This window comes from Serinicoccus kebangsaanensis, assembly GCF_008919445.1.
In the GTDB taxonomy this organism is placed as follows: domain Bacteria; phylum Actinomycetota; class Actinomycetes; order Actinomycetales; family Dermatophilaceae; genus Ornithinicoccus; species Ornithinicoccus kebangsaanensis.
In genome coordinates this window covers 114,077-140,533 of record NZ_VSLG01000002.1, presented here as the reverse complement: position 1 = coordinate 140,533, position 26,457 = coordinate 114,077, and the positions used below count along the sequence as shown (strand labels likewise).

The window sequence follows — 26,457 nt, the reverse complement described above, 5'->3', positions numbered from 1 at the left end:
GAAGCGCACGACGACACGGCCCTGTCGCCTCGCCGATTACCCTAGATCCGATGTCCGACACCGACCTTCCCGACGACGGCGCCCTGCTGCTGCGCGCCCTCGGGCAGCTGACCCCGGCCATGCCGCTGCTGACCGAGGTGGGCGAGCGGTTCGCCGCCGCGGGGCACGAGGTGGCGCTCGTCGGCGGTCCGGTGCGCGACGCCTTCCTCGGTCGTGACTCGCCCGACCTGGACTTCACCACCTCGGCCACCCCGGATGAGATCGAGCAGGTCCTCTCCGGGTGGGCGGACACCACCTGGGACGTGGGTCGGGCCTTCGGGACCATCGGCGCCCGGCGCGGTGCGACGGTGCTGGAGCTCACCACCTACCGCGCCGACGCCTACGACCGCGCCTCGCGCAAGCCGCTCGTGGCCTTCGGTGACTCGCTCGAGGAGGACCTGGCGCGTCGGGACTTCCGGGTCAACGCGATGGCCCTGCGTCTGCCGGACCTGACCTTCGTGGATCCGCACGACGGGTTGGGGGACCTCGCGGCACGGAGGTTGCGGACCCCGCAGGCCCCGGAGGTGTCGTTCGCCGACGATCCGCTGCGTATGCTGCGGGCCGCCCGCTTCACCGCCCAGCTCGGCCTGCGGCCCGCGGACGAGGTGGTCGCGGCGATGACCCGGATGGCCGACCGGCTGGAGATCGTCTCGGCCGAGCGGGTGCGCGACGAGCTGGTCAAGCTCGTCCTGGCGGGCGACCCGCGGGCCGGGCTGGAGGTCATGGTCGCCACCGGTGTGGCCGACCAGGTGCTGCCGGAGCTGCCCGCGCTGCGGCTGGAGGTCGACGAGCACCACCGGCACAAGGACGTCTACGAGCACAGCCTGACCGTGCTGGACCAGGCCATCGAGCTGGAGGATCGCCCTGGTGCCGACGGGGAGGACGACGTGCCGGGCCCGGACCTGGTGCTGCGCCTCGCCGCCCTGCTGCACGACATCGGCAAGCCGCCCACCCGCCGGTTCGAGCCGGGCGGGGGAGTGAGCTTCCACCACCACGAGGTCGTGGGCGCGAAGATGACGCGGACCCGTCTCCGGGAGCTGCGCTTCGACAAGGACACGGTGAAGGCGGTCACCCGCCTCGTGGAGCTGCACCTGCGGTTCCACGGCTACGGGACCGGCGAGTGGAGCGACTCGGCCGTGCGGCGGTACGTCACCGACGCCGGGCCGCTGCTGGGCCGGCTGCACAAGCTCACCCGGTCCGACTGCACGACCCGCAACCGCCGCAAGGCGGCCCGGCTGGCCGCCCACTACGACCACCTCGAGGAGCGGATCGCCCGGCTGCGCGAGGAGGAGGAGCTGCAGGCGGTGCGGCCCGAGCTGAACGGGCACCAGATCGGGGAGGTGCTCGGGATCCCCCCCGGCCCCCAGCTCGGGCGCGCCTACCAGCACCTGCTGTCGGTCCGCCTGGACCAGGGCCCCCTCGGGGAGGAAGGTGCGCGGGCCGAGCTGCTGAGGTGGTGGGCCGAGCAGGAGCGCAGCGGTGGGTAGGCATACCGCGCGGCGACGGCACAGCGACACCCCTCCGAGCCACTGGACCCACCTGCTCGCCGGGGTCCCGTGGATCACCCTGGTCCTCGTGCTCACCCTGCTCGGTGCCGGCTGGGAGCTCGTGCGCCCCCGGACCTACACCGCGCTCGCGACCATCACCGCCACCGACGAGCGGGCCGCCGACCGGGCCTCCGTGCGACTGACCGACCCCTCCCTCGAGGGCGAGGTGGAGGCAGCGGTCGAGCTGGACCCCGAGCTGGCGGACGACATCCGGCTCGAGGTGCGGCACCGGCAGTCCGACCCCGTCGTCCGGGTGGTGGCCCACGCCCCCGACCCGCGGCTGGCCGCGCTGGCCGCGGACACGGCGGCGGCCCTCGAGGTGCAGGACGGCGAGGGTGAGCTGGAGTTCACGGCCGCCGCGGAGATCCCGACCCAGCCCACCGACCGGCAGGACCTGCGCTGGCTGCTGCTGGCCGGTCCGGCCCTGGTGGCCGCGCTCTGGGTCGAGGGAGCGCACCGGGCCTGGCTGCGGGATCGCTCCGGACGGCTCGACGCGGTGGCGGAGGCGCCATGACCGCGCCCGAGGCCCCGCTCACCCGCCGGAGGGCCCGCGCCCTGCACGCCGCGCGCCACGCCCTGCGGGTCCCACCCGTCCCCCGTGACTTCCGCGCCGACATCGAGGGGATGCGCGCGGTCGCGGTGCTCGGGGTCATGCTCTGGCACGCCGGGGTGGGCCTCCTGCCGGGCGGCTTCGTCGGGGTGGACGTCTTCTTCGTCGTCAGCGGCTTCCTCATGACGTCCCTGCTGCTCGAGGAGGGGCGCGCGCGCGGTCGGATCGACCTGGGTCGGTTCTACGCCCGACGGGCCCGGCGGCTGCTGCCCGCCGCCCTCGCCGCCCTGGCCGGGACCGCCGTGCTGACGGTGCTCTTCCTGCCCCGCGGACGATGGAGCGAGGTGGGGGCGGACCTGCTCGCGTCCGCGCTCTACGTCGTCAACTGGCGGATGGCGTGGCGCTCCGTGGACTACCTCGACGTGGAGCGCGCGCCCAGCCTGCTGCAGCACTACTGGTCCCTCTCGGTGGAGGAGCAGTTCTACCTGCTCTGGCCGCTGATCCTGCTGGCGATCCTGGTGTATGCCGCGGGCCGGGCCCGCGTCTTCAGCGCTCTCACCTGGGTGGTGACGCTGCTGCTGCTGGGTGGGTCGCTCGTGCTGTCCTGGTGGTGGACGCTGCAGGAGCCGGCGGCCTACTTCGTGACGCCCACCCGGGTGCACGAGCTGATGCTCGGCGCGGTCGTGGCGCTGGGTGCCCGGGCGTGGCCACGACTGCCGCGGTGGCTGGCCGCCGGGGTGGGATGGGTCGGGCTGGGCCTGATCGTGCTCTCCCTCTTCGTCATCACCAAGGAGACCCTCTTTCCCGGTCTGTGGGCGCTGCTCCCGACCGGTGGGGCGGCCCTCGTGCTGCTCGCCGGTCCGGCGGCGGGCCGGGCGGGACCGGTGCTGCTGCTCCGCGCCCGGCCGCTGCAGTGGGTGGGGCGGCTCTCCTACAGCCTCTACCTGTGGCACTGGCCGTTCATCGCCGTGGCCGCCGAGCTCGCCCACGTCGGCCGGGGCGGACCCGCCACGCTCCCGGTCCACTGGGGGCTGCTCACGCTGGCCCTCGCGGCCGTCCCGGCATGGCTGTCCTTCTCCCTGGTGGAGGACCCGGTGCGCCGCCACGGCCGGGTGCTCGCGACGCAGCTGTCCCCGGGGCTCGTCACCGCGCGGACCCTGAGGCTGGGTCTGAACTGCACCCTGGCCGGCGCGATGCTCGGGGTGCTGGTGATGGCGGCCGCCCCGCGGTCCGACACCGACGAGGTCGCCGGGTGGCGGACGCCCGCCGTCGTGGACGAGCTGCGCGCCCCGGTCGGGGCCGACACGCTGGCCGTCGGCGTGGACGACCCCGGGACCGACGGTGGCGCCCCGTTGGACGCCGTGGACGCAGCCCTCGCGGCCGCTGCCGCGGGGAGCGGTGTGTCCGGCGCCCTGGGAGAGCCGCCTCCGGTGGTGCAGATCCCCCAGCAGGTGGGCGAGCTGGCGGTGCCCCTGGAGCAGGTGGTGGACGACAGCCCGGCGCTGGAGCCGCGCGACTGCTTCGTCGGGCTGAGCGGCACCCGCGTCGGCGTGTGCGAGGGCGGGGACCCCGAGGGTGACCGGACCGTCGCGCTCATCGGCGACAGCCACGCCAGCATGTGGTTCACCGCCCTCGACGAGATCGGCAGGGACCGCGGCTGGCGGGTGGTGGTGATGTCCAAGTCCTCCTGCCCGGCTGCCGTGGGACTGACGGTGGAGCGGTCCGGCCAGGCGGGCGACTACCGGCAGTGCACCACCTGGCAGGAGAACCTGGACGGCGTGCTGCTCGAGCAGGACCCGGACGTGGTGCTGCTGTCCAGCGCGTCCTACGGCACCACCGGTGCGCGCAAGGTGGCCGCGGGACTGGGGGCCCGGGTGGAGATGCTCACCGAGGCGGGCATGCAGCCGGCGCTGATCCGGGACGTCCCGAGGGCGCCGTTCGACGTGCCGGCCTGCCTGCTGGAGCACCGGGAGGACGTGCCCCGCTGTGCCTTCGACCGGCAGCAGGGGCTGGACGCGTCGGGCACCGGGCACCTCCTCCTCGCCGAGGAGCACGACGACCTGCCCGTGCTGGACTTCACCACCGCCGTCTGTCCCGGCCGGACCTGCAGCCCCATCGTGGGCGAGGTCGTGGTCTGGAGGGACAGCAACCACCTGTCCGCGACCTACGTCCGCTCCCTGCGGGACGTCGTGGAGGAGCAGGTGACTCCGGTGGTGCTCGCCGGTCAGCTCGCCGAGACGGTGCGTGCCGGGCTCGAGGTCGGCTCGCGCCGCTGACCGGGCCGGGGGGTCCGCACCACCTGCCAGAGGATCCACGACCATGCCGCTGCGCGGAGCACCACGACCAGGGCATACGCGTCCGGCGGCAACCCGCGACCAGGATCGCTGGCGAAGGCGATGTGCAGCCAGGTGGTGAGGAAGGCCAGCGCCTCGGCCCCGGCCCACACGAGGTGGGAGGACCACCGGATGGTCGACAGCGCGAGGAACGGCAGCAGCCAGAGACCGGACTGCACCGACAGCGAGGCGGCGGTGAGGGCCACCACCCCGATCATCAGGGCCGCCAGCTGGTCGACCCCCAGCTCCGGGCGGGACGCTGAGCGTCCCGGTGCCGAGGCCCACACACCCACGCCGAGCGCCGCGAGCCAGCCGGCTACCACCACCGCGGTGGTGACCTCGGTGGGGACGGTGACCCCCATCAGGCGGGGCACCATCTGCAGCGCGCCGTAGCCGGCCGGCTGGCTCCACCACTGCTGCGCGGCCGACAACGCCTCCGGCTGCACCGCGACCAGGGGGACGAGGACGACCAGCGCCCCGAGCGCGGCGCCGACCACGGCCTGGAGCGCCGGCAGCGGCGACCCGCGGCGCCAGGCCAGCAGACCGATGGCGACCAGCACCAGCAGGGGGAACGGGCGGACCAGGACGGCCGGGCCGAGGAGCAGGCCGCAGAGCCAGGGGCGGTCCCGCTGCCAGGCCCACAGCCCGAGCACCATGAGGGTGACGCCCAGCAGGTCGGTCGACACGTGGGCCAGCAGCACCAGCACGGGACTCGCGGCCAGCATCGCCGCCTGCCACGGTCGGCCGGGCGTCATGGACACCAGGGCGACCACGGCGACCGCCACGAGCGGCACGCACAGGAGCGCCCACAGCGCGAACACCCACTGCTGGGCCGCCAGCCCCGGACCCGCCGCCGGGGAGACCTGCGCGATCAGCCACATCACCGCGCCGGGCAGCGGCGGGGTGCCCGTGGCCGCCCCCTCACCCACCCACGGCAGCGCACGGTCCCCCAGCGGGGAGCTGACGTGCACGACGGGCAGGTCGGAGTAGCAGGCGCGCCAGAACTGGTCGGGGGTGCTCCACCCCTTCATCAGGCAGTGGCCCGACCGCCAGACGCCGAGGCCGAGGGCCAGCGTGCCGAGCAGCGTGACCGCCGCCGCGACGCCGGCCAGCCCGGTGCCCCCGACCACGCCGTGCCGACCCAGCGGTCCACCGATGGCGCCGGTGGCCCGGCGGACGACCGGGTCGACCCAGGAGGGGACCGTCCAGGGCAGGTCGACGCGGTCGCCCGGAGGCCGCCCAGGCGCAGGACTCACCCGGTCGGTGCCGGGGCGGTGTCGTCGCCCGGTGGCTCAGGTTGCGAGGGGTCCGGTGTCGTGGGCTCCGGTGTCGTCGGAGTCGGGGCCGGTGTCGTCGGCTCCCCGGTGGTGGGCTCGGGGCTGCTCGGCTGCGTCGTCGTCGGCGGCTCGCTGGTCGTGGTCTCCGTCGGCTCCTCGGTGGTCGTGGTCTCCGTGGGCTCCTCGGTGGTCGTCGCCTCGGTCGTGGTCGGCTCAGGGGCCGGCTCCTGCGTGGTCGGCGTGTCGTCGGTGGGACCGCCGGTGCCGACCCGCGGGGAGAACTCCAGGACCTCCTCGCCCTCCATCGCCACGCGCATGAACTCTCCCCAGACCTGCGCCGGGAACGTGCCACCCGTGATCTGGTCCAGCCCGGCGACGTCCTGCATGGGGACCGTGCCGTCGCCCTTGTACATCACCACGCCCGCCGCCAGCTGCGGCACGAACCCGTCGAACCAGGCGGACACGTTGCGCTCGCTGGTCCCGGACTTGCCGGCGGCGGGGCGACCGAGGTCCCCGGCCGCCATCCCCGACCCCTGGCCGACGACATACGTCATCGCGTCGGTGACGTCCACCGCGGCGTCCCGGTCGACCGCCTGGTCGGTCTCCGGCTCCGCCTCGTAGGTCGTCTCGCCCGTCACCGTCTCCACCTGCCGGATGAGGTATGGCGTGGCTCGCTCGCCCTCGGCGGCCAGCGTGGCGTAGGCGTTGGTCATCTGGATCAGGGTGGGGGAGGCGGTGCCGAGGACGTTCGTCAGGTCGGTGTCGAGGCCGGGAGTGTCGTCGGGCAGCCCGAGGTCGACCGCGGCCTGGCGCGTCCGCTCCGGGCCGATCTCCTCGTTGAGCTGGACGTAGATGGTGTTCACCGACTCCGCGAGCGCCACCCGCAGGTCGATCACGCCGAACGAGAGGTCCCGGAAGTTGTTCACCTCCGTCGCGTCCTCGCCGAACGTCATCGGCGTCGGTCCCTCGTAGGTCTGGAGCGTGTCGACGCCCTCCTCGACCGCCGCCAGCAGGGTGATCGGCTTGAACAGCGAACCCGCCTGGACCCGTGCCTCGGTGGCCGAGTTGAGCTGGGTCTGCTGGTAGTCGTCCCCGCCGTACATCGCGGTGATCGCCCCGTCGCCGGGACGGACCGAGGTCAGCGCGACGGTGATGTCGTCGGTGCCCTCCCCGGTGGGGCGGTAGAGCTCGACCGCCTCGCCCGCGGCCCGCTGGTGCTGCTGCACGATGGTCGTGGTCACCCGCAGCCCGCCACCGTCGATCTCGGCGTCCTCGACCCCCAGGACCTCCTTGAGCTCCTCGCGCGCCTCCTGGGCGATGTAGCCCTCGACCCCCTGGGCCGCGGTGGAGGGCTGCGGCTCCTGGACCTCGGGCATACCCATACCCTCGCGCTCCGCCGCGTCGAGCCACCCCTCCTCGACCATGCCGTCGAGCACGTAGGCCACCCGGTCCTGCGCCCGTTGCTCGTTGCCCTCGGCGTAGTCCGGGTCGAACAGCGAGGGTGCGTTGGTCACCCCGGTGAGGAAGGCACCCTCCTCGACGTCCAGCTCGGAGACGTCCTTGCCGAAGTAGGCCTGGCTGGCGGTCTGGATGCCGTAGGCCCCGCGCCCGAAGTAGATGGTGTTGAGGTAGTTCTCCAGGACCTGGTCCTTGGCGAGCTCGTTGTCGATCTTGATCGCGATGATGATCTCGGTGAACTTGCGCTGCAGGGTCTGGTCCGCGGTGAGGTAGTAGTTCTTCACGTACTGCTGGGTGATGGTCGAGCCGCCCTGGAGACCGTCGCCGGTGAGGGTCCTCCAGGCACCGCGTGCGGTGCCGGTGATCGACACCCCCTCGTTCTCGTAGAAGGAGCGGTCCTCGGCCGCGAGCATGGCGTCGCGGACGTGCTCGGGGACCTCGGACAGCGGCACCGACTCCCGGTCGTAGCCGCCGGTGAAGCGGGCCAGCTCGGTCTCGCCGTCGGCGTAGTAGAGGATCGAGCTCTGCGCCTCGGCGAAGTCGTTGGGCTGCGGGACGTCGGTCCGGGCGTAGGCCCAGGCGAAGACGCCCACGACGAGCAGGATGGCGAGCAGCCCCAGCCCGGTCAGCCAGAGCAGGACCCGGCGCACGACACCGCGCCGACCGGTCCGAGGCTTCCTCCGGGTCGCGGACCGACGGGACTTGGGGGTGGTGCTGGAACGGCTCACCCGACCATTGTGCCTGGGCGTGCCGGACGGGCCCGGAATGCACTTCTGGCCGGGGGCGTTGGCATGACACGAGGGCGGCCCGTCCGGGCCGCCCGCGCCATGTCAGCAAGGAGTGTCGATGTCGTCGGTCAGGGTCGCGGTCGTGGGGGTGGGCAACTGCGCGAGCTCGCTCGTGCAAGGGGTCGAGTACTACCGGGACGCCGCCCCCGAGGCCAGCGTCCCGGGGCTGATGCACGTCGAGTTCGGCGACTACCACGTGGGTGACCTGGAGTTCGTGGCCGCCTTCGACGTGGACGCGGCGAAGGTGGGCCAGGACCTGGCCAAGGCCATCCAGGCGGGTCAGAACAACACCGTCACCATCGCCGAGGTCCCGGACACCGGCGTCACGGTGCAGCGCGGTCCCACCCTGGACGGGCTGGGGAAGTACTACGCCCTCACCGTGGAGGAGTCGCTGGAGGAGCCGGTGGACGTCGTCGCCGCCCTGACCGAGGCGAGGGCCGACGTGCTGGTCTCCTACCTGCCGGTGGGCAGCGAGGAGGCGGACAAGTTCTACGCCCAGTGCGCGCTGGACGCCGGCGTGGCCTTCGTCAACGCCCTGCCCGTCTTCATCGCCAGCGACCCCGAGTGGGCGGCGAAGTTCACCGAGGCGGGGGTGCCGATCGTGGGCGACGACATCAAGAGCCAGGTCGGGGCCACCATCACGCACCGGGTGCTGGCGCGGCTCTTCGAGGAGCGCGGCGTGGCCCTCGACCGCACCTACCAGCTCAACGTCGGCGGCAACATGGACTTCAAGAACATGCTCGAGCGGGAGCGGCTGGAGAGCAAGAAGGTGTCCAAGACCCAGGCCGTCACCTCCAACCTGCAGACCACGATGGCCGAGCGGGACGTCCACATCGGACCCTCGGACTACGTGCAGTGGCTGGACGACCGCAAGTGGGCCTACGTCCGGCTCGAGGGTCGCGCCTTCGGCGACGTCCCGCTGAGCCTGGAGTACAAGCTGGAGGTCTGGGACAGCCCGAACTCCGCCGGCATCATCATCGACGCCATCCGGGCGGCCAAGATCGCGCTGGACCGCGGGCAGGGCGGCCCGGTGATCGGGGCCTCCGCCTACCTGATGAAGAGCCCGCCGGTGCAGATGCCGGACGACGAGGGTCGCGCCGAGGTGGAGGCCTTCATCCGCGGCTGAGCGCCGCATGGGCGGTGGCTAGGATCCGTTCCTATGAGCTTGATCCGAAGAGCCACGGCGCGTGCTGGTCAGGCCCTGCCGAGCCAGGTCAAGCGGCGGATCCGCCGGGTGGCGCCGCGCTGGGCGCTCCCAGGCACGCGGGAACCCGTGACCTACATCGTCTCGCCACACCCCGATGACGAAACCCTCCGCCTCTCCGGATACGTCACCTGGATCAGGGCCAATGACCCCCACCGTTTGGTGCTCGTCGCTGTCGGAGATGGCGGTGGCTCCAAGCGAGCACGACGGATGGGCTGGCCACCCGACTACGAGAAGGAGTACCGGCGTGCCGAGCAGGCCGCAGCGTGGTCGGCCCTGACAGGCGGGCAGGGGTCAATCCTCAGGCTGGGGATGCCTGACGGCAACTACGCGGCCAAGGAAGTCCGTGACTCCTTGGCCCCGCTGGTGAAGCCCGACGCACACTTCGTGCTGGCTGCTCACCCAGACGACTACCATTCCGACCATCTAGCATGCGTCGAAGGACTTCGCCGTCTATCTGCGGGCGGGAAAATGTTTGCCCGCTCTCCTTTGAGTCCTGGCAGGCACGACGACGTGAGGTTCGACCCACCGTCGCAGTACCTGCCGTCCGCCGAAGTCGCCGCAGAGTTCTACCGAGGGTTCGGTCACATCTCCGTTCCACCAGAATTCAAGGCTCTCAAGGCCTCTCACTACAGCTCCCGGGTGACAGTGTGAACCAAAAAGGTCCCCAGTTGGACAAGCGTAAGAACTTCTACGAAAGACTCATTCTACGTGGTTCGAACCATGCAAGAGGATCGTTCGGGGCCGGCATGCTAGAGCCGGCCACGCCGGAAACCATCCAAGAAATGTCAACAACCTACGGCCCCAAAGAGATATCTCAACGCAAGTGCGACATACTCATGCATCGAATCGAAAACCCCGACGAGGATGCCTGGATCCTGCGAGACAGCGCCGGGGCTGTGTGTGGATTCTGTTGTATCTCTTGGGTGGACCGGCATGAGGCTGGTCCAGGCTACTTGATGAAGCTGAGGTCCACGCAGTTTCTTTTCCTAGACGACTACATCTTCAAGGCCCATCGCCGGCGCGGCCTGCACCGAGCAAGTATTCACGACAGATGGGCCAAGGGTGTGGAATGTGGAAAGCCTGAAGGGGTTGTGCTAGTCAGAGGGAACAACGTTCCTTCTCGAGATTCCTTTCTCGCCGCAGGGGCGACGTACTCAGGACGGCTGTACGCTGCCAGCGGCCGTCGCCGAGCAGTCTTGGTGCCCGAAGTGTTGTCTGCCCACATCCGAAGGTGGGACCGTCGGTGAGCGGAAGTGACCCCGACGTCGAGGTCGTAACAACAGACGAGGAACTCGAACGGCTGGCGCCTGAGTGGCTGGAACTGCAGGACAAGAGCACGCCCTTTTACGTGAAGTATGACTCGGTCAAGGCGTGGTGGGGTGCCTACCGTCAGGAGCACGGACATGACCTGTGCATTGTCGTGGCACGCGAAAGAGGGGAGGCTGTGGGAATCGCGCCCCTCGTGTTGACGCCGGGGAGCAGGAACGGCAGAAAAATAAGGCGACTCCGATTCGCGAGTCATGGCGACTACATGGGGTTCGTTCTCACTGCAGACCAGCGGCTCGCCAGCGTCGCCATGAAGAAGATCTTCCGCTACCTGTGGGACCATGCTGAGTGGGACACTCTCTCACTGAGCAATGTGGACGTCAGCAACTACTTGGCCGGACACTTCCTGCGATCGCCAGTGTTCAACCCTTGCTTTAATCTCCACATCGAGAACCCCGTCCTGAATCTCACGCACTACTCCTCGTTCGAGGAGTACGAGTCGGCCCAAGGGCTTGGGAGTGTCAGGAAAAGGGCGGCGAGGTTTCGTCGAGAGATAGAACATCGATTCGTCGTGATTCGAGGCGATTCCAATGGTTCACTTCTGGGACAGATGGGCGACCTTCATATCCGCGAGAAGAACCATCTCCAGGACGAGCACGGCCGCTCTGAACGCCATTCGCTTTTCGAAGATCCGCTTCGAGTCAGGCACTGCGCCGCAATGTATTCGGATCCTGATCGAACGCTCACCTTTGGTTTCATTTCGCCAGAGGGAGATCTTCTCTCGTACAAATCGGCCTACATCGATGGGGGATCGCTCTTATGCTGGAACAGCGCCTATGCACCTGAAGTAGCGAGTTATCGAGTCAACACGGTACTCCAGTACGAGATCCTGCGTCACCTTTTCAAGAGCCGAGAGTTCGAGCGATTCGATTTCGGTGCTGGCCGATATCACTGGAAGTTCACTTGGACACAAGAATTTCGCTCGACTTATCGGTTATTGCTGAGAAGGAATGAGCAGTGAGCGATCAAGGGGCATGACCGGGACGACGGGACAGGGGCTGGAGCAGATCCTGGACACCGTGGTCACGGCGGACTCCGTGACGGCCGCGCGGATCCGGCGCTGGGCGCAGCGGTTGGACGAGGTGGACCCGGGGGAGGCCGGCGCGGTCGACCGGGTGGTGCGGGCCGCCCGCGCGGTGCGGCAGCGGCACGGACTGACCCAGGGTGCGCGGGTGCTGGCAGGGGCGCTGGACCAGCCGGCCTGGCCGTCCGCCGACCGCCTCGCCAGTGGGCTGGCGGCCCGGCGGCTCGCCGCGGACCTGACCCTCGGGACCGCCACCACCGAGGCCGACCGGGAGGTGGCGGTCCGCGGCGCGCTGGCCGGCGCCGACGAGGCCCTGCGCGGTGGTGCGCGCACGGAGGCGCTGGACCGCCTCGGGGACGCGATGACCCTGCTCTTCCACCGTGAGCTGCACGCGGAGACCGAGATGTCCGCGCTGGTGGAGGACCCGCAGGGCTACCTGGCGCCGCTGCTCGGCTCGCGCACCTGGCGGGAGCTGGTCGTGCCCCGGCACCCGGACGGTGCACCACCCACGCACGCGCGGGACGCACCGCACGAGGGACACGCCGGCCCGGCGCGCCGGGTGCTCGTCGCCACCGGCGCCTACGGGAACTTCCACGGACCGGTGGTGCAGGCCCTGCGCGAGGCCGCGTCCGCGCCCGAGGTGCGGGTCGCGGACCTCACCGAGCTCATCCCCTCCCTGGGTCGCAAGATCATGGACACCCAGGTGCTCCCCGACCTGGCCGCCCTGCTCGAGGGGCGGCCGTCGGACGCCCCCGCCGTGGCGCGGCTGCGGGAGCTGCTGGGCTGGGCGGACGTGGTGCTGTGCGACTGGGCGGACCGGTCCACGCTCTGGGTCTCGCACCTCGCGCCACCGGGCACCAGGATGGTGCTCCGGGTGCACGGGCTGGACCTGGTCGACCCGTGGATGCCGCTGCTGCGCTGGGACCGGGTGGAGGTCGTCCTCACCACCAGTCCACCCATGCGCAGCCTGACCCGCAGCGTCGCCGCGGCGGCCGCCGCCGGGTCCGGTGCGCCGATCCCGCCGGTGCGGGTGATCGACAACCTCGTGCCGCTGCGCGAGATGGCGCGGCCCAAGAGCCCCGGGGCGCGCACCACGCTGGGGATGGTCGGCTGGGGCCGGATCGTCAAGGACCCGGCCTGGACGCTCGACCTGCTGGACCGGGAGCCGTCCTGGCGGCTGGTGCTCATCGGTCCGGACTTCGCCCAGCGCCCCACGCCGGCGCAGGCCGCCTACGTCGAGGCCTTCCGGGAGCGGATCGCCGCGCCGGGACTGCGCGACCGGGTGCACGTCGTCGGGCGGACCGAGGACGTGGCGGGCGCGCTGCAGCAGGTCGGCGTCATCGTCTCCTCGAGCCGCCGCGAGGGCTGGCACCTCGGGCTGGTCGAGGGCGCCGCCTCCGGTGCCGTGCCCGTGGTGCGGAACTGGCCGATGGTCGCCTCCCGCGGGGGCCCGCGTGCGCTCTTCCCGGACGAGTGGGTGGTGGACGACCTGGACGCCGCGGAGGCGCGCATCCGGGCCGTCACCGAGCCCGGCGCCTGGCCCGGGTTGGGGGCACGGGCGCAGCAGCAGGCGGACGCCCTCTTCGACCCGGCCCGGGTCGCCGACCGCTACCGGTCCGTCGTGCTCGGCTGAGCCGCCGCCTCCAGCCCTGGCCAAGGCTGGATGTCCAGGCCCGGCAGGGCGTCGGCGAGCAGCACCGGGTCCGCGCCGGGGGCGGCCACCCAGGCAGGGTCCACGCCCCACCAGTGACGCGCCGCCTCACGCACGGCGAGCAGGTCCACCGGCAGCCCGGTCGGACCGGGAAGCACGTCCTGGTCGGCCACCGCGAGCAGCACCCGCTCCGGGCGGAGCGCGCACGGCTGGGCGCTCGCCAGCAGGACGGCGTCCAGGTCGAGGAGCACCAGGGTGCCGACCCGGGCCTCGTGGGTGCGGGTGAGCACGTGCAGGTCGGGTCGGGTCGCCACGGCGTCGAACCAGCTCGGGTGCATCTCGCGCCGGCCGGGCCGCAGCGCGGTGGGCCGCTCGAGGTGCCAGACCCCCCGCACCGTCTCCCGGGCACCGTCGAGGATCCCGTCGGTCGCCGGACGGCTCCCGACGGCGGCGCCGAGGTCCGCGGCAAGGACCAGGTCGACGTGGTCCCCGGCCACCCGCACCCCGTCCAGGCCGCGGGCGTAGGCCGCCGGCACCTCGGGCATCTGCTCGTCGGTCGGTGACGCGCCGTCGTCCGACGCCACCAGGCTCCGGTGCCAGGCGCGGTAGCTGCCACGGAAGGCCACCCGGTCCGGGTGGTGCCAGCCCAGGGTGAAGTCGCCGCGGGAGAGGCTGCCGGCGCGCAGCCGGGTCACGGCGAGCGGGGTGCCGGTGTCGGCGACCGGTCCGAGCAGCGCCACCAGACGCTCGGCATACTCGGAGTCGGCGCTCTTGCGCATCGGCAGGAAGGTGCCGGCCCGGTCGAAGACCTCGCGCCGGACCATGAGCGAGGAGGCGTTGGGGCGCCGCGCGCTGTAGCCGAACCACTGGTGGGTGAGGTCGTCCATGGCCCGGATCGCCAGCGACCGGCTGGCGGGTGCGTCGGGGTGGTCCTGCAGCATCGCGACCTGGTGCTCCAGGCGTTGCGGGTGGCTCCAGTCGTCCGCGTCCTGGGTCGTGACGAAGGCACCGGTCGACTGCGCGATCGCGGCCCGGCGGGCGAGATAGCTGCCGCCGTTGCGCTCCATGGTCAGCACCCGCACCCGGGGGTCGAGCGCCGCCACCTGCTCGAACAGGTCCGCGTGCGCCGGTCCGGACGCGTCGTCGACGACGAGGATCTCCAGGTCGGTATGCGTCTGGGTGGTGAGCGAGGCGACCGAGGTCAGCAGCCCCTCGTCCGGCCGCCACGCCGGCACCACCACGGTCACCAGAGGGCCCTGGACCGTGCCGGCGGCGGCGCCGGACAACCGGTCGAAGGCGTGCCGCCGATCCGGGGCGGTCAGTCGCAGCGGGGCCAGCCCCGCGTCGACGAAGGGCTGGGACAGCAGCCGGACCCACTCCTCCTCGCCGTCGGCGCCGGACAGGGCGGGGTGGGCGAGATCGGTGACCAGGTCGTGCCGGACGTCGTCCGGCAGCAGCGGGAGGCGGGGAAGCTCCCGTCGCAGCAGCGCGTGCCGCCCGGCGAGGAACATCGCCTGGCCCGCGCCCTGGTGGTGCGCCGCGACCTCCGGCAGCGCTCCCACCTCGAGCAGCACGGCATACAGATCCGCGCCGGCGCCCAGCAGGTCGGGCCGCTCGGTGCCACCCGGGGCTCCCGGCCCCTGGCGCACGCCGGCCCACAGCTGCGCCAGGGCGGCTGCTGCCCGCGGGTCGACCACCGTCCCGGCGGCGTCGGGGAGAGCGGCGGCCAGGGTCCTGGCGTCGAGCCGACCACGCGTGGCCACCAGGGCGAGCGCGTCGGCGCACGACGGGCTCGTCGTGCGCAGACCGAGCTGGGCCAGGGCGTCGGGGCGCTCGCGCGCGATCGCGGTGAGCTGCGTGGTGGTCCAGGCGCCCGGTGCACCCGCGCCGGGGGGGACCAGGACCGCGTCGAGGGTGCCGGACACCGTGCTCCTCTCCCGGTCGCTCAGGACCTCGTGGCGGGGGCCGTGACCACCCCAGGATCGTCCCCGCCAGCCTAGCCCGCGGGGTCCGGCGAGAGGCGGCTGCCTTGCTATGGTGGCGAGGCTCGCGGCACGCACGCTCAGCCCTCTCTTGCCCACCGGAAGGTCGCCATGTCGAACCCGCGCCTGGTCCTGGCCGCCGGTGCCCTCGTGGCCGGGCTGCTGACGCTGCTCCTCGTGGTCGGGACGTGGCAGGAGCAGTGGGTCCTGGTCAGCCTGGCTGCCGGCGTCTTCGGTGCGCTCATCCTGGTGGTCCAGGTCGACACCTGGCGGCGGACCCGGACCCTGCGCAACTACCTGCGCGACGAGATCCGGCGGTCGGGCGCTCAGCCCGTCGTCGCCCCGGCGCCCAGTGCCCCCCGGCACCGGGCCCCGGCTCCGACGCAGGACGACGTCCTCGGGGTGGTGCGGGTGATGCAGGCGCAGTACACCGGACGGCTGGACCGGATGCAGACGACCCTCGAGCACGCGCTGGCCCAGCTGCCCCGCTCGGGTCCGGCGCCGGAGCACCCCCGCGACCCCGGTGAGTGACCCGGCCGGCGCCCCCGGGCGGGCGGCGGTCACCCGGGCCTACGCACGCATCGCCGAGGGCCGCCACCCCAGGGCGCTCGTCGCCACCGCGCTGCGGACCCGCTCGGTGCACGCGCGGGAGGTGCTGGCCGAGCTGGCCTGGCCGGGGCGCACGCCGGCGCAGCTCGACGGGTGGGCGCTGGAGGACTCGGGTGCCGCTCGGCACCACCTCCCTCCGGGCGGGGTCCCGGAGCGGATCGCCGACTACGCCCGGGTGCTCGCCGTCCAGCTGGCCGAACCCGTCGACCAGGCGGTCGCCCGGGCGCTCTACGAGGTCGTCGTCCGGGACCCGGTCTGGCCCGAGCTGCGGTCCGAGCACGTCGAGGTGCTCGCCCAGCTGCGGCTCTTCGCGGGAGACCTCGAGGGCGCGCGGGAGCTGGCCCACGACCCCCGGGTGCGCCGCGACGTCGGGGCCGCCGTCCTGGCGGACTCCCTCCATCCCGCGGTGCTGCCGGAGGGCGCCGAGGCGGATCTGGACAGGTGGGTGCAGGCCTTCGACGAGGCGCTGCACGGGCCTGCACTGGCGCCCGTCCTCGCCCCGGACCCGCGCACCGGCCCTGACCTGGACACGCTGAGGGTGGAGCCGAGGCCCTCGATCGACGCACCCCAGCGGATCAGCGTCCTGATGAGTGCCTTCCGCCGAGACGAGAGTCTGCTGACCGCCGCACGCACGGTCCTCGCCCAGACCTGGACCAACCTGGAGCTGCTCGTCGTCGACGACGCCTCCGGCGCCGGTCCGGAGGGGAGGTATGCCGAGGTGCTGGCCGCGGCGGAGGCGTTGGACGAGCGGGTCCGGGTCATCCGCAAGGCGGTCAACGGTGGGACCTACCGTGCCCGCAACACGGCACTGCGCCAGGCCACCGGGGACTTCGCCATCGTCATCGACTCCGACGACTGGTGGCACCCGCAGACGCTGGAGCTGCTCGCCCAGCCGCTGCTGCGCCGGCCCGGCGTGATGGCGACCCGCGCCCAGGGGGTGCGGCTGACCCCTGACCTGCGGCTCAGCAGGGTGGGCTACCGCCCGCGCAAGGCGTCGGCACCCACCGTGCTGTTCCGGCTCCCGGAGACCCTCGCCCGGATCGGGTTCTACGACCCCACCCGCAAGGGTGCGGACAACGAGCACGCCCGGCGGCTGGAGGCGGCCTTCGGCACCGCGATCCTCGACATCCGCGAGACCACCACGCTGCTGCGCGGCGGCGGCGAGACGTTGTCCTCCGACGAGTTCGGCAACGGCTGGCGGCATCCTGCCCGGCACGCCTACAAGCAGGTGTACTCGAGCTGGCACCGCGAGGTCCTCGACGGCGCCGCCTCCCCCTACCTCGACCCGGACGGTCCGCGGCCCTACCCCGAGCCGCACCGGTGGGCCCGCGCGACCCACCCGCTGCTCGAGCCGCCACCGCACCTGGACCTGGTGCTGGCGGGGGACTGGCGCCGCTTCGGCGGCCCGCAGCGCTCCATGATGGAGGAGATCGAGGCCGCCGTCGCCGACGGCCTGCGGGTCGGGGTGATGCACCTGGAGGCGCTGCGCTTCATGGGCAGCAAGGACGAGGACCTGGCCGCCCCCGTCGTCGACCTGGTGCGCTCCGGCGCCGTGCGGTGGGTGCTCCCGGACGACGACGTGGACATCGACCTGCTCCTCGTCCGCTACCCGCCGATCCTGCAGTACCCCCCGTGGCTGGCCCGTCGACCGCGGGTGCGGCAGACCCTGGTGGTGGCCAACCAGGCGCCCTCGGAGCCCGACGGCAGCGACCCGCGCTACCTGCCCGGCGACGTGACCGAGCGGGCCACCGAGCTGTTCGGCGCCCCGGTCCGCTGGGTACCGCAGAGCCCGACGATCCGTCGGCTGCTCCTCGAGCACGACCCCGATCTGCCGTTGACCAGCTGGGACAGCCCCGGCCTGATCGACGTCGACGCCTGGCGCGCCGGCACCCGGCGACCCCCGGAGGGCCGCTGCGTGGTGGGACGGCACTCCCGCGACGACCGGATCAAGTTCCCGACGGCCTGGACCGACCTCGTGCGCGGCTACTCCGTGCCCTCGCTGCCTGCCGCCGAGGTGCGCATGCTGGGCGGGAGCCGGACGATCGACGAGCTCCGGCGGCAGGCGGCGGGCGAGGGAGAGCTGCCCACCGTGCCGGACCACTGGCGCATCCTGCAGCACGGCAGCCAGGACGTCCCGGAGTTCCTCGCCGGCCTCGACTTCTACGTCTACCTGGACCACCCGGAGGCGCACGAGGCCTTCGGCCGGACCGTGCTGGAGGCCGCCGCGAGCGGCGTCCTCACCGTGGCGCACCCGAAGCACCGGGAGACCTTCGGCGACGCCCTGGACTACGCCCGTCCGGAGGAGGTGGACGAGCTCCTGGCGCGCTACGCCGCCGACCCGGAGGCCTATGCCGACCGGGTCCGGCGCACCGAGCAGGCGGTCCGGGAGCGCTTCTCACGGGGCACCTTCGTCGAGCGGGTCCGGGCCGAGCTGCGGCCGGCCGGTCCCGCGCGCGAGGACCCGGTCCCCGCCACCGACAGCTGGGTGCTGCGACCGGGGCGGCCGGGGCCCGACGGCACCGGCCCGGACGCGGTGGAGGGCGCCGGGCTGGAGGTCGTCGCCGTCCCGATGCGCTCGCCGGCCGACGGCGAGCGCGCGGACCGGCTCACCCTGGTGCACGCCGGCTCCACGGACGCGGCGCTGTCCTGCTGGCTCCGCGGCCACGTCGTCGAGGGCGGCAGCCACGGGCTGGACGTGCAGGCGTTGCTGGACGATGCCCCCGCCGGGGTGGTCGGGCTGGTGCTGCGGCAGGAGGGCCTGGGCCGGGCCCTCACCCGAGGACGCTGGGTGGACAGGTCGGACGACGAGGGCCAGGCCGTGCCGTCGGAGGTCCTCGGCCCGGTGCCGGCGGGGTGGCACGATGTGGCCTGGTGGGACGGCTCCGCGCCGCTGCAGCTGCAGGCCGAGCTCCGGGGCGCGGCGGTCGCGCCCGACCTGCAGACCGGACCGGAGGAGACCGCATGACGCTGCGCCGACGCCTCGCGGGGGCGATCCCCCAGCTCGCGTGGCGGGACGCCGCGCTGGCGCGGCAGCAGGAGGAGCTGCTGGTCCGGCGGCAGGAGGTGAAGGACGCCGGAGCGCGGTCCGCGGCCCACGAGGAGACCATCTCCGCGCAGGCCGCGCAGATCGAGGAGCTCACCGCGCAGGAGGGGGCGCGCTCCGCGCAGCTCGAGGAGACCCGCGCCGAGCTGGACGCGGTGCAGCGTCACGCCGCGAGCCTGGTGGACGTCGACGACTACCTTGCCGAGCCCTCCTTCCGGCGCCAGCTGCTCACCCTGCGCCGCACCACGTCCGAGCTGCGCGAGCTCGACCCGCACTACCGTCACCCGCTGCGGCAGATCCCGTTCAAGCTGCGCAACTACCGGCTGGCGGCGAGTCATGGCATCGCCGTCCCCACCGTCTACGGCACCTGGAAGGAGCCGGAGCAGATCGACCTCGACGGGTTGCCGGAGGCCTTCGTGGTGAAGTCCGACGGCGGCGCGGCGAGCCGTGGCGTGCTCCCGCTGCTGGCGCAGGGCCAGGGTCGGTGGCGCACCGCCGACGGCGCCCGGGACTACACCGCCGACGAGGTGCGGGAGCAGATGCGCGACCTGCTCACGCGGAGGAAGGTGATGCGCCCCTTCTTCGCCGAGGAGTTCCTCGTCCAGGACGAGGCCGTCCCGATCCCGGACGACATCAAGGTGTATGCCTGCTACGGCGAGGCGCAGCAGGTCCTGGTGCGCCGGGTGAGCGAGCACGGAGCCGGGGGCGCGCACGTGCGGCGCTACCTGCGGCCGGACGGGAGCGACCTCGGGCAGGTGGTCGCGGGCGTGCCCGTGGACGAGACGATCCCGGTGCCTGCGCGGCTGCCGGAGATCATCGAGGTCGCGGAGCACCTGTCCCGCGCCATGGGCGTCCCCTTCGTCCGGGTCGACGTCTACGACACGCCGGGCGGCATCGTCCTCGGCGAGATCACCCGGGCGCCCGGCGGGGAGCAGCGGATCCGGGCCGACCAGGACCAGGTGATGGGCCGCGCCTGGGAGCGGGCCGTCTACCGGCTCGACATGGATCTGCTGGCCGGCCGCCCCGCAGGGGTGCTGCACGGCAGCCACGAGGCGCCGAGCCTCTACCACGAGTCGCACGTGTCCCGCTCGGCACGGCCGGGCAGCTGGGCCCCCACCGTCGTCGGGTGCGACCGCTGGTGCCGTCCCGCGGGCCGACGCTAGCGGTCGGCGTCCAGGTCGGGCCGTCCGTCCAGCACGCGGGCGTAGAGCTCCTTGCCGACCCGTTGCTCGATCGGCGACCGGTGCATGATCTCGAGCAGCCGCCGGTCGTTGAAGGGCAGCATCAGCCGGTGCCCGAGGTCGCCGTCCAGGAACTTGCGGTGACCCCACCGGCCCATCCGGTGCTCCCAGTAGAAGAGGTCGTGCCGGTCGTAGCCCAGGAGCCGGTCGTCCCGGAACTGCGCGTGCTCGGCCCAGTCGGCGAAGATCGGCGCGAAGCCCGGCACGTCCCGTGCCATCGGTCCGAGCCAGAGCGCCGCCAGGGCGCTCGGGGAGATCGGCTCGTCCGTGCGCGCCCGGGTGTTCGTGGTCCCGATCTCCCCGCCGTTGGACTGCACCTGGACGATGTCCCCCGGCAGGTCGGCCCACATGGCGTGAGCCGCGCCGTGCGACGCCCGGCGCAGCGGGTAGGTCGCCCGGTGCAGCCGGTCGAAGACCGTGCCGTCGGCCGCCTGCCGCCATCGCAGCACCCGGTGCGGGACGCCGAGCCCGGCGGCCAGCCGGTTGGGGACGAACAGGTCGTCCGCGACCTCCGGGGACCGCTGCAGGTCGCGGGGGTTGAGGTAGGTGAAGGTGCCGGTGAGGACCGACGGGCTGCTGTGGGCGAGGGTGACGCGACTGTCCAGACCTCCCGTGAGACTCCACCACAGCGGTCCCAGCTCTCCCAGCAGCCGGAGGTGCTCCCGCATCCGGTCGGCGAACGCGCCGGCCACCTCCCCGAGGTCCGTCTCCTCCGCGCGCTGCTCGAACGGCCAGAACCGTTCGTGCCGGACCCGTCCGGGCACGCCGTCGGGACCGAGCGAGGCGCGCAGCAGGCAGTTCGGGACGAGGGGCAGCACCTCCTCGACCGCCGTGAGCGTCCCCGGGCTGTGGACCACCCCGGTGCGCAGCAGCTGCCCGTGGGCGACCGCCTCCGCCTCGGCCCGGGACGGGGGCAGGTCGTGTGCCAGCGCCACCAGGATCTCCGAGGAGGCCAGGGTCAGCCCGTCGACGTCGGCCCGGTAGAACACCGGCCTGCTGGCCATGGCATCGGGCAGCACCGTCAGCACGGGTGACCGGGAGTCGCCGCCGAGGGCCAGCAGCGTCCATCGGCCGGCGAGGTATGCCGCCTCCCGCACCAGGGCGTCCGGACCCGACCGGGCGAGCGTGCGCCGCAGCCGGCCCGCGATGGCCGCGACGTCGGTGCTGCCGTGGTCGACGTCGACGGGCTGACCGAGGACGACCACGGTGTCGGCCTGCCCCGGGTCCGCGGGCCCGGCGACGGTGACCTGGGTGCGGGGGGCGAGGTGCAGGTGGAGCGGACCCACCTGCTGTCGGCGCCAGTCCCCGAGGAAGCCCGGGAGCACCACCTCGGTCCCGGTCCGGACGAGGTAGCCGTGCCCGAAGGCGCCGCTGCGGATCGCGGCGGCCCGGTCCGGGTCGGCGTCGCGTGCGTAGAGCTCGAGGTCGATCGTCCCCGGGGCCGCGGCAGGACCCGGCGCCGGGGCGCTGGGCGCGGCGGGAGGCCCGGTCAGCCGGCGGCCGGCACGCACCAGCTCCCGGCCCAGCCGGCGTCGGACCCGCCCAGCCAGGTCGGCCACCTGCGTCACCGGTGCCCCGCGCCCGGGTCGTCCGGCGCGGCGGGAGCCACGCGGACGTCGAGATCCTCGGGCAGACGGTCGGCGAGCGCCGCCAGGAGTGCGCGGTCGCGCGGGCCCAGACCCTCCGGCCCGGCGTCCAGCATCGTCCACAGCTGGTAGTGGTCGGTCAGGCCGGCCAGCCGCTCCGCGAGGTAGCGCTCCCAGCCGGTGGGGTCCTCCGGCGGCCAGTCCGCCCGTGCGAGCACGTGCTCGACGACGTACCCGTGCGACCGGACGGCGGCGAAGGCGGCCAGGTCGAGGACGAGCACGGGCCGGAACGACCGGTGCGTCCGCTGCAGGTCGGCGAGCTGATCCAGCAGCCGGTCCACGCCGTCCTCGTCCGCGCCGAGGGCGACGACCCCGACCACCGGCAGCAGGGAGAGGTCCCGGCCGACGAGGTGACGTCCGCCGTGCAGCGGGACGTCGACCTGCCCGGCCCCGTGCCGCGGGGCGAAGACCCGCCAGGCCAGGTCCGACAGGACGGGGTTGCGCCGGACCCGGGGCAGCGCCTCGGTGACGAGCAGCTGGTAGCCCGGCATCCGCTTGGCCGTGCGGGCCAGCCGCTGCTGCACCGCCCGCGTCCGGGGCGAGGGCCCGCTCACCGGGCGGCCGCCGATCGGGCCGTCCCCAGGATCAGGTCGGCAGCCTCCTGCGCACCGTTCCCCGGGTCGGCGGCGAGGGCCGCCTCCGCGAGCGAGGACCCCTCGGTGAGCAGCTGCTCGACGACCCCGCCTGCCGCGCCTCCGGTCAGCGTGTCGACGGACAGCGCCCAGCCGCGCGACGCGGCATACCGCGCCCGCGCCACCTGGTCGTCCAGCGACGTGGCGCGGTTGGGGACGAAGGCTGTCGGCACACCCAGCCGCAGCGCCTCGTGGAAGGAGTTGTAGCCGGGGGCCGCCACCGCCAGGTCGAAGGCGGCGAAGTGCTCGGACAGCGGGAAGTGCCGGACGAGGTGGACGTCCGCCCCGGAGTAGGCGCGCGCCGCGATGGACGGGGCCGTCACGCAGACGCCGACACCCTGGGCGCGCAGCGCGGCCGCTGCGGCACCGACCTCGTCGTCGGTGTCGTTGATGTTCCCCGCACCCAGCGCCACCAGGGCCAACGGACCCTCGGCCGGCAGACCCAGCGCCTCCCGGGCCAGCTGCCGGCTGGTGAGCTCCGCGCGGTCGACCAGCGTGACCGGCGCGACCCGGTGCGCCGCGGCGGCACCGGTGGCGTCGGCGCTCGCCCCCGGGTCGACGGCGCCGGCCAGGTCGCCCGGCTCCAGGACCAGGTCGAACCACGAGGACTTGGCCAGCTGGTCCACGTTGCGCCCGGTCTTCCACATCCCGCGCCGGGACCAGACGGCCCGGGTGCGGGGGTGGGCCGCCAGCGCCGCGTCCAGCCCGGTGTAGGGGTGCGTGCCGTCGAACACCAGGACGTCGGGGTCCAGCCGGTCCAGCGTCCGGGCCAGCCGCTCGGCGAACAACGCGCGCCAGCTCGCCGGGCGCAGGCCGGTCGCCCCATGGCTGGGGAGGTACTCCCAGGGCAGACCCTCGGAGGCCACGACGGGCACGGCCTGGGACAGCGAGAGCACGTGGCGCCGCGTCGTGGCGGGGAGCCGACGGGCATAGGCCAGCAGCCGGGTCAGGTGCCCCATCCCCGCCCCGTTGCTGGACACCAGCAGCACCGACGCCGCGGCAGGCGGTGCCTGCGCTGCGGTGGTGACGGGCATGACAGGGATGATGGCACAGCGCGCTACCATCGACACCGTCTGTCGGACGCCCGCCGAAAACTGCGCCATTCAGGAGGAGACGCCACTGTGGCTGTCGATGCTGTCATCGTCGGACTCGGCTACGTAGGGCTGCCGCTGGCCCAGGAGGCCACCAGGGCGGGCAGGAAGGTTCTGGGGTTCGACATCGACGAGGAGGTCGTGGCCTCGCTCAATGCCGGGGTCTCGCACGTCGACGACCTCTCCGACGACGACATCGCCGAGATGCTGGCCGGCGGCTTCGAGGCCACGACTGACGAGTCCCGGATCGCCGAGGCGAGCACCGCCGTCATCTGCGTCCCCACGCCGCTGTCCAAGGAGGGCGGCCCGGACCTGCGTGCCGTGGAGGCCGCCGTCGCCGGGATCGCCCGTCACCTCACGGCCGGGATGCTGGTGGTCCTGGAGTCCACGACCTATCCGGGCACGACCGACGAGGTCGTCCGCCCGGCGCTCGAGGCCGGTGGCCTGGTCGCCGGTCGGGACTTCCACCTGGCCTTCTCGCCGGAGCGCATCGACCCCGGCAACGAGAAGTTCGGCGCGAAGAACACGCCCAAGGTGGTCGGTGGGCACACCCCGGCGTGCAGCGACGCCGCGGCCGAGTTCTACGGCGCCTTCGTCGACACCGTCGTGCGCGCCAAGGGCACCCGGGAGGCGGAGACCGCCAAGCTGCTGGAGAACACCTACCGGCACATCAACATCGCGCTGGTGAACGAGATGGCGCGGTTCTGCCACGAGCTGGACATCGACCTGTGGGACGTCATCAACGCGGCGAGGTCCAAGCCGTTCGGGTTCCAGGCGTTCTACCCCGGGCCGGGAGTGGGCGGGCACTGCATCCCGATCGACCCGAACTACCTCTCGCACAACGTCCGGGCCCGGCTGGGCTACCCCTTCCGCTTCGTCGAGCTGGCCCAGGAGATCAACTCCCAGATGCCGGCCTACGTGCTCTCCCGCGCGCAGGACCTGCTCAACGAGGACGCCAAGGCGCTGCGCGGCTCGACCGTGCTGCTGCTGGGCGTGACCTACAAGCCGAACATCGCGGACCAGCGTGAGTCCCCGGCGGCGCCGCTGGCCCGGCAGCTGGCCGCCAAGGGTGCCGTGGTGCAGTTCCACGACCCGCACGTGGAGCGCTGGCAGTCGGTGCCGGACGCCGTCAAGGTGGACGACGCCGCCAGCGCGGTGGCCGAGGCGGACCTGACCATCCTGGTGCAGAACCACCGGGAGTACGACGTGGACGCGCTGGCCGGGGCAGCCCGGCTGTTCTTCGACACGCGCGGGGTCTCCACCGAGGGTGAGAGGGTCTCCCGCCTGTGACCTCGCCGGGTGGACCGACCCCGGCTCCGCGCCCCGATGCCCTGGGCGTGGAGGAGGCTGCCGCACTCGCCCGGGAGCACGGGATGTCGCGCGTCGGGGAGCGGCCCGGGTTCGGGGCATACCTGGCCGACCTGTGGCGGCGGCGCAGGTTCGTCCTCACCCTCGCCGAGGGCGACTTCGTCTCCCGCCACCAGAACAACTACCTGGGCATGCTGTGGGCGATCCTCAACCCGATGCTGCTCGGGGGGGCCTACTACCTCATCTTCGGCGTGCTGCTCGAGACCACGCGGGGGACGGACAACTACGTCCTGTTCCTCACCTCGGGCCTGTTCACCTTCATCTTCATCGCCGGGGCGCTCACCTCGGGCTCTCGGTCGATCATCGGCCGGATGGGTCTGGTGCGGTCGCTGCGCTTCCCCCGGATCATCCTGCCGTCCGCGGTCACCGCGGCCGAGCTGCTCCAGGCGCTGCCGGCGTTCGCGATCATCGTCGTCATCGCGCTGCTCACCGGGGAGACACCGAGCCTGGAGTGGCTGCTCTTCCCGGTCGCCGTCCTCATCATCGGGATGATGTTCCTGGGCGTGGTGATGATCCTGGCGCGGGTGCTGCACGCGGTGCGCGACACCGGCAACCTCATGCCGCTGCTGGTGCGCATGCTGCGCTACGTCAGCGGCGTCTTCTTCAGCATCGAGTCCTACGCCAGCGGCATCTGGTCGGTCATCCTGGCCTACCAGCCGGTGGCGATCTCGCTGACCATGGTGCGCGAGACCCTGCTGGGCTCGATGCCGCTGAGGTGGGAGACCTGGGCGGTCAGCGGTGGCTGGGCGGTCCTCTTCCTCGTCGTGGGGACCGTCGTGTTCTGGCGTGGGGAGGCCGACTATGGCCGCGCGTGAGCGGGGGACACCGACGGTGGTGGCCTCCCACCTCGGGCTGACCTACCGCGTCTTCGGTGCCGGGTCGGGCTACCGCGAGCAGGACGAGCACGCGTGGTGGCAGCGAGCCTTCGGGCGCAGCACCCGGGCGGTCGGGGTGCGCGAGGTGGAGGCGGTCAAGGACCTGTCCTTCGTCGCCCGGCACGGCGAGGCGATCTGCCTGGTCGGCCGCAACGGCTCCGGCAAGTCGACCCTGCTCCGGACCGTCGCCGGGCTGATGCCGCCCACGACGGGGTCGCTGTGGATCGCGGGGGAGCCGCGGCTGCTGGGGGTCAACGCGGTGCTGATGAGCAAGCTCACCGGCGCCCGCAACGTCATGATCGGCTGCCAGGCGCTGGGGATGAGCGCGGCGCAGGCACGGGCCAAGTTCGACGACATCGTCGAGTTCTCCGGCATCGGCGACTTCATCGACCTGCCGATGAACTCCTACTCCTCCGGCATGGCGGCCCGGCTGCGGTTCGCGATCTCCACCGCGTCGGTGCCCGACATCCTCGTCGTCGACGAGGCCCTGGCGACCGGGGACGCGGAGTTCAAGGCCCGAGCCACCGAGCGGATCGCCGAGATCCGCGAGCAGGCCGGCACCGTCTTCCTCGTCGCGCACAACGCGGCCACGATGAAGGAGATCGCGCGCCGGGCCATGTGGATGGAGAAGGGCGAGCTCATCATGGACGGCCCGGTGGACGAGGTCGTCGACGCCTACTCCGCCAAGTTCGGGCGGAAGGCTCGCGCCCAGCGGGCTGCGAAGGCGGCGGACGAGGCCGCCGACGAGGCGTCCTGAATGCCGCGTCGCA

At 72.8% G+C, this 26,457-nt stretch carries 19 protein-coding genes; 13 read left to right on the top strand and 6 right to left on the bottom strand.

The window, feature by feature from the left end:
* Window positions 1-50 precede the first annotated feature (50 nt).
* Genes FXF60_RS02800 through FXF60_RS02790 form a run of 3 tightly spaced genes read left to right on the top strand, consistent with a single transcriptional unit; the run spans window position 51 to window position 4,412 of the window.
* On the top strand, window positions 51-1,526 hold the full coding sequence (locus tag FXF60_RS02800) for a CCA tRNA nucleotidyltransferase (protein WP_151523747.1): 1,476 nt from the start codon (window positions 51-53) through the stop codon (window positions 1,524-1,526).
* The gene (locus tag FXF60_RS02795; RefSeq protein WP_151523746.1) at window positions 1,519-2,100 is read left to right on the top strand and encodes a hypothetical protein; all 582 of its coding nucleotides are present in this window, start codon (window positions 1,519-1,521) and stop codon (window positions 2,098-2,100) included. Before FXF60_RS02800 ends, FXF60_RS02795 begins: the two co-directional genes overlap by 8 nt.
* Window positions 2,097-4,412 (top strand): acyltransferase family protein, encoded by a 2,316-nt coding sequence (locus tag FXF60_RS02790; protein WP_151523745.1) that lies wholly within the window; start codon window positions 2,097-2,099, stop codon window positions 4,410-4,412. The genes FXF60_RS02795 and FXF60_RS02790 overlap by 4 nt, the downstream gene beginning before the upstream one ends.
* On the opposite strand, the gene FXF60_RS02785 is transcribed toward FXF60_RS02790, so the two are convergent.
* Entirely contained in the window at window positions 4,361-5,725 is a 1,365-nt protein-coding gene (locus FXF60_RS02785) for a hypothetical protein (RefSeq protein ID WP_151523744.1), read from the bottom strand. The genes FXF60_RS02790 and FXF60_RS02785 overlap by 52 nt on opposite strands.
* Window positions 5,722-7,932, bottom strand: coding sequence for a transglycosylase domain-containing protein (locus tag FXF60_RS02780; RefSeq protein WP_151523743.1), 2,211 nt, complete (start codon window positions 7,930-7,932; stop codon window positions 5,722-5,724). Before FXF60_RS02780 ends, FXF60_RS02785 begins: the two co-directional genes overlap by 4 nt.
* 118 nt (window positions 7,933-8,050) lie before the next feature.
* Between FXF60_RS02780 and FXF60_RS02775 the strand changes: the two genes are divergently transcribed.
* The 4 genes from FXF60_RS02775 (at window position 8,051) to FXF60_RS02760 (ending at window position 13,182) form a co-directional block, all read left to right on the top strand.
* Window positions 8,051-9,118 (top strand): inositol-3-phosphate synthase, encoded by a 1,068-nt coding sequence (locus FXF60_RS02775; RefSeq protein ID WP_192796566.1) that lies wholly within the window; start codon window positions 8,051-8,053, stop codon window positions 9,116-9,118.
* A gap of 147 nt (window positions 9,119-9,265) precedes the next feature.
* Window positions 9,266-9,850: a PIG-L deacetylase family protein gene (locus FXF60_RS02770; protein ID WP_192796565.1), complete on the top strand. Its 585-nt coding sequence runs from the start codon at window positions 9,266-9,268 to the stop codon at window positions 9,848-9,850.
* A 592-nt stretch (window positions 9,851-10,442) separates the two neighbouring features.
* The gene (locus FXF60_RS02765) at window positions 10,443-11,486 is read left to right on the top strand and encodes a GNAT family N-acetyltransferase (protein WP_151523740.1); all 1,044 of its coding nucleotides are present in this window, start codon (window positions 10,443-10,445) and stop codon (window positions 11,484-11,486) included.
* Window positions 11,487-11,499: 13 nt separating this feature from the next.
* Window positions 11,500-13,182: a glycosyltransferase family 4 protein gene (locus FXF60_RS02760; protein WP_151523739.1), complete on the top strand. Its 1,683-nt coding sequence runs from the start codon at window positions 11,500-11,502 to the stop codon at window positions 13,180-13,182.
* On the opposite strand, the gene FXF60_RS16910 is transcribed toward FXF60_RS02760, so the two are convergent.
* Window positions 13,158-15,125, bottom strand: a complete 1,968-nt coding sequence (locus tag FXF60_RS16910) for a glycosyltransferase family A protein (RefSeq protein ID WP_151523738.1) — start codon at window positions 15,123-15,125, stop codon at window positions 13,158-13,160. The two genes, FXF60_RS02760 and FXF60_RS16910, sit on opposite strands and share 25 nt — an antisense overlap.
* Window positions 15,126-15,293: 168 nt before the next feature.
* On the opposite strand from FXF60_RS16910, the gene FXF60_RS02750 reads away from it, so the two are divergent.
* The 3 genes from FXF60_RS02750 to FXF60_RS02740 are packed head-to-tail and all read left to right on the top strand — an operon-like array spanning window position 15,294 to window position 19,997.
* Entirely contained in the window at window positions 15,294-15,713 is a 420-nt protein-coding gene (locus FXF60_RS02750) for a hypothetical protein (protein ID WP_151523737.1), read from the top strand.
* The gene (locus FXF60_RS02745; protein WP_151523736.1) at window positions 15,706-18,756 is read left to right on the top strand and encodes a glycosyltransferase; all 3,051 of its coding nucleotides are present in this window, start codon (window positions 15,706-15,708) and stop codon (window positions 18,754-18,756) included. Before FXF60_RS02750 ends, FXF60_RS02745 begins: the two co-directional genes overlap by 8 nt.
* Entirely contained in the window at window positions 18,753-19,997 is a 1,245-nt protein-coding gene (locus tag FXF60_RS02740) for an ATP-grasp fold amidoligase family protein (RefSeq protein ID WP_151523735.1), read from the top strand. The genes FXF60_RS02745 and FXF60_RS02740 overlap by 4 nt, the downstream gene beginning before the upstream one ends.
* Here the strand turns inward: FXF60_RS02740 and FXF60_RS02735 are convergent.
* From FXF60_RS02735 to FXF60_RS02725, 3 genes are read right to left on the bottom strand one after another with little or no spacing between them, the layout of a single operon-like run.
* Window positions 19,994-21,634 carry a hypothetical protein gene (locus FXF60_RS02735; RefSeq protein ID WP_202879532.1) on the bottom strand — a complete coding sequence of 547 codons (1,641 nt, stop codon included), beginning with the start codon at window positions 21,632-21,634 and terminating at the stop codon, window positions 19,994-19,996. The genes FXF60_RS02740 and FXF60_RS02735 overlap by 4 nt on opposite strands.
* Window positions 21,635-21,639: 5 nt before the next feature.
* A complete protein-coding gene (locus FXF60_RS02730) occupies window positions 21,640-22,275 on the bottom strand; it encodes a hypothetical protein (RefSeq protein WP_151523733.1) in 636 nt (211 codons plus the stop codon).
* Complete coding sequence (locus FXF60_RS02725) at window positions 22,272-23,387, bottom strand: glycosyltransferase family 28 protein (RefSeq protein ID WP_151523732.1); 1,116 nt, start codon at window positions 23,385-23,387, stop codon at window positions 22,272-22,274. The genes FXF60_RS02730 and FXF60_RS02725 overlap by 4 nt, the downstream gene beginning before the upstream one ends.
* 87 nt (window positions 23,388-23,474) lie before the next feature.
* Here FXF60_RS02725 and FXF60_RS02720 point away from each other — a divergent pair, with 87 nt between their 5' ends.
* Genes FXF60_RS02720 through FXF60_RS02710 form a run of 3 tightly spaced genes read left to right on the top strand, consistent with a single transcriptional unit; the run spans window position 23,475 to window position 26,444 of the window.
* Window positions 23,475-24,734: a nucleotide sugar dehydrogenase gene (locus tag FXF60_RS02720; RefSeq protein ID WP_151523731.1), complete on the top strand. Its 1,260-nt coding sequence runs from the start codon at window positions 23,475-23,477 to the stop codon at window positions 24,732-24,734.
* Window positions 24,731-25,627: an ABC transporter permease gene (locus FXF60_RS02715; protein WP_151523730.1), complete on the top strand. Its 897-nt coding sequence runs from the start codon at window positions 24,731-24,733 to the stop codon at window positions 25,625-25,627. The genes FXF60_RS02720 and FXF60_RS02715 overlap by 4 nt, the downstream gene beginning before the upstream one ends.
* A complete protein-coding gene (locus FXF60_RS02710) occupies window positions 25,614-26,444 on the top strand; it encodes an ABC transporter ATP-binding protein (protein ID WP_151523729.1) in 831 nt (276 codons plus the stop codon). Before FXF60_RS02715 ends, FXF60_RS02710 begins: the two co-directional genes overlap by 14 nt.
* The last annotated feature ends 13 nt before the right edge of the window (window positions 26,445-26,457 follow it).

Coding starts and splice junctions, on each gene's coding strand:
- FXF60_RS02800 (WP_151523747.1), top strand. CDS start 51: ATGTCCGACACCGACCTTCCCGACGACGGCGCCCTGCTGCTGCGCGCC.
- FXF60_RS02790 (WP_151523745.1), top strand. CDS start 2,097: ATGACCGCGCCCGAGGCCCCGCTCACCCGCCGGAGGGCCCGCGCCCTG.
- FXF60_RS02775 (WP_192796566.1), top strand. CDS start 8,051: ATGTCGTCGGTCAGGGTCGCGGTCGTGGGGGTGGGCAACTGCGCGAGC.
- FXF60_RS02760 (WP_151523739.1), top strand. CDS start 11,500: ATGACCGGGACGACGGGACAGGGGCTGGAGCAGATCCTGGACACCGTG.
- FXF60_RS02750 (WP_151523737.1), top strand. CDS start 15,294: ATGTCGAACCCGCGCCTGGTCCTGGCCGCCGGTGCCCTCGTGGCCGGG.
- FXF60_RS02740 (WP_151523735.1), top strand. CDS start 18,753: ATGACGCTGCGCCGACGCCTCGCGGGGGCGATCCCCCAGCTCGCGTGG.
- FXF60_RS02725 (WP_151523732.1), bottom strand. CDS start 23,387: ATGCCCGTCACCACCGCAGCGCAGGCACCGCCTGCCGCGGCGTCGGTG.
- FXF60_RS02710 (WP_151523729.1), top strand. CDS start 25,614: ATGGCCGCGCGTGAGCGGGGGACACCGACGGTGGTGGCCTCCCACCTC.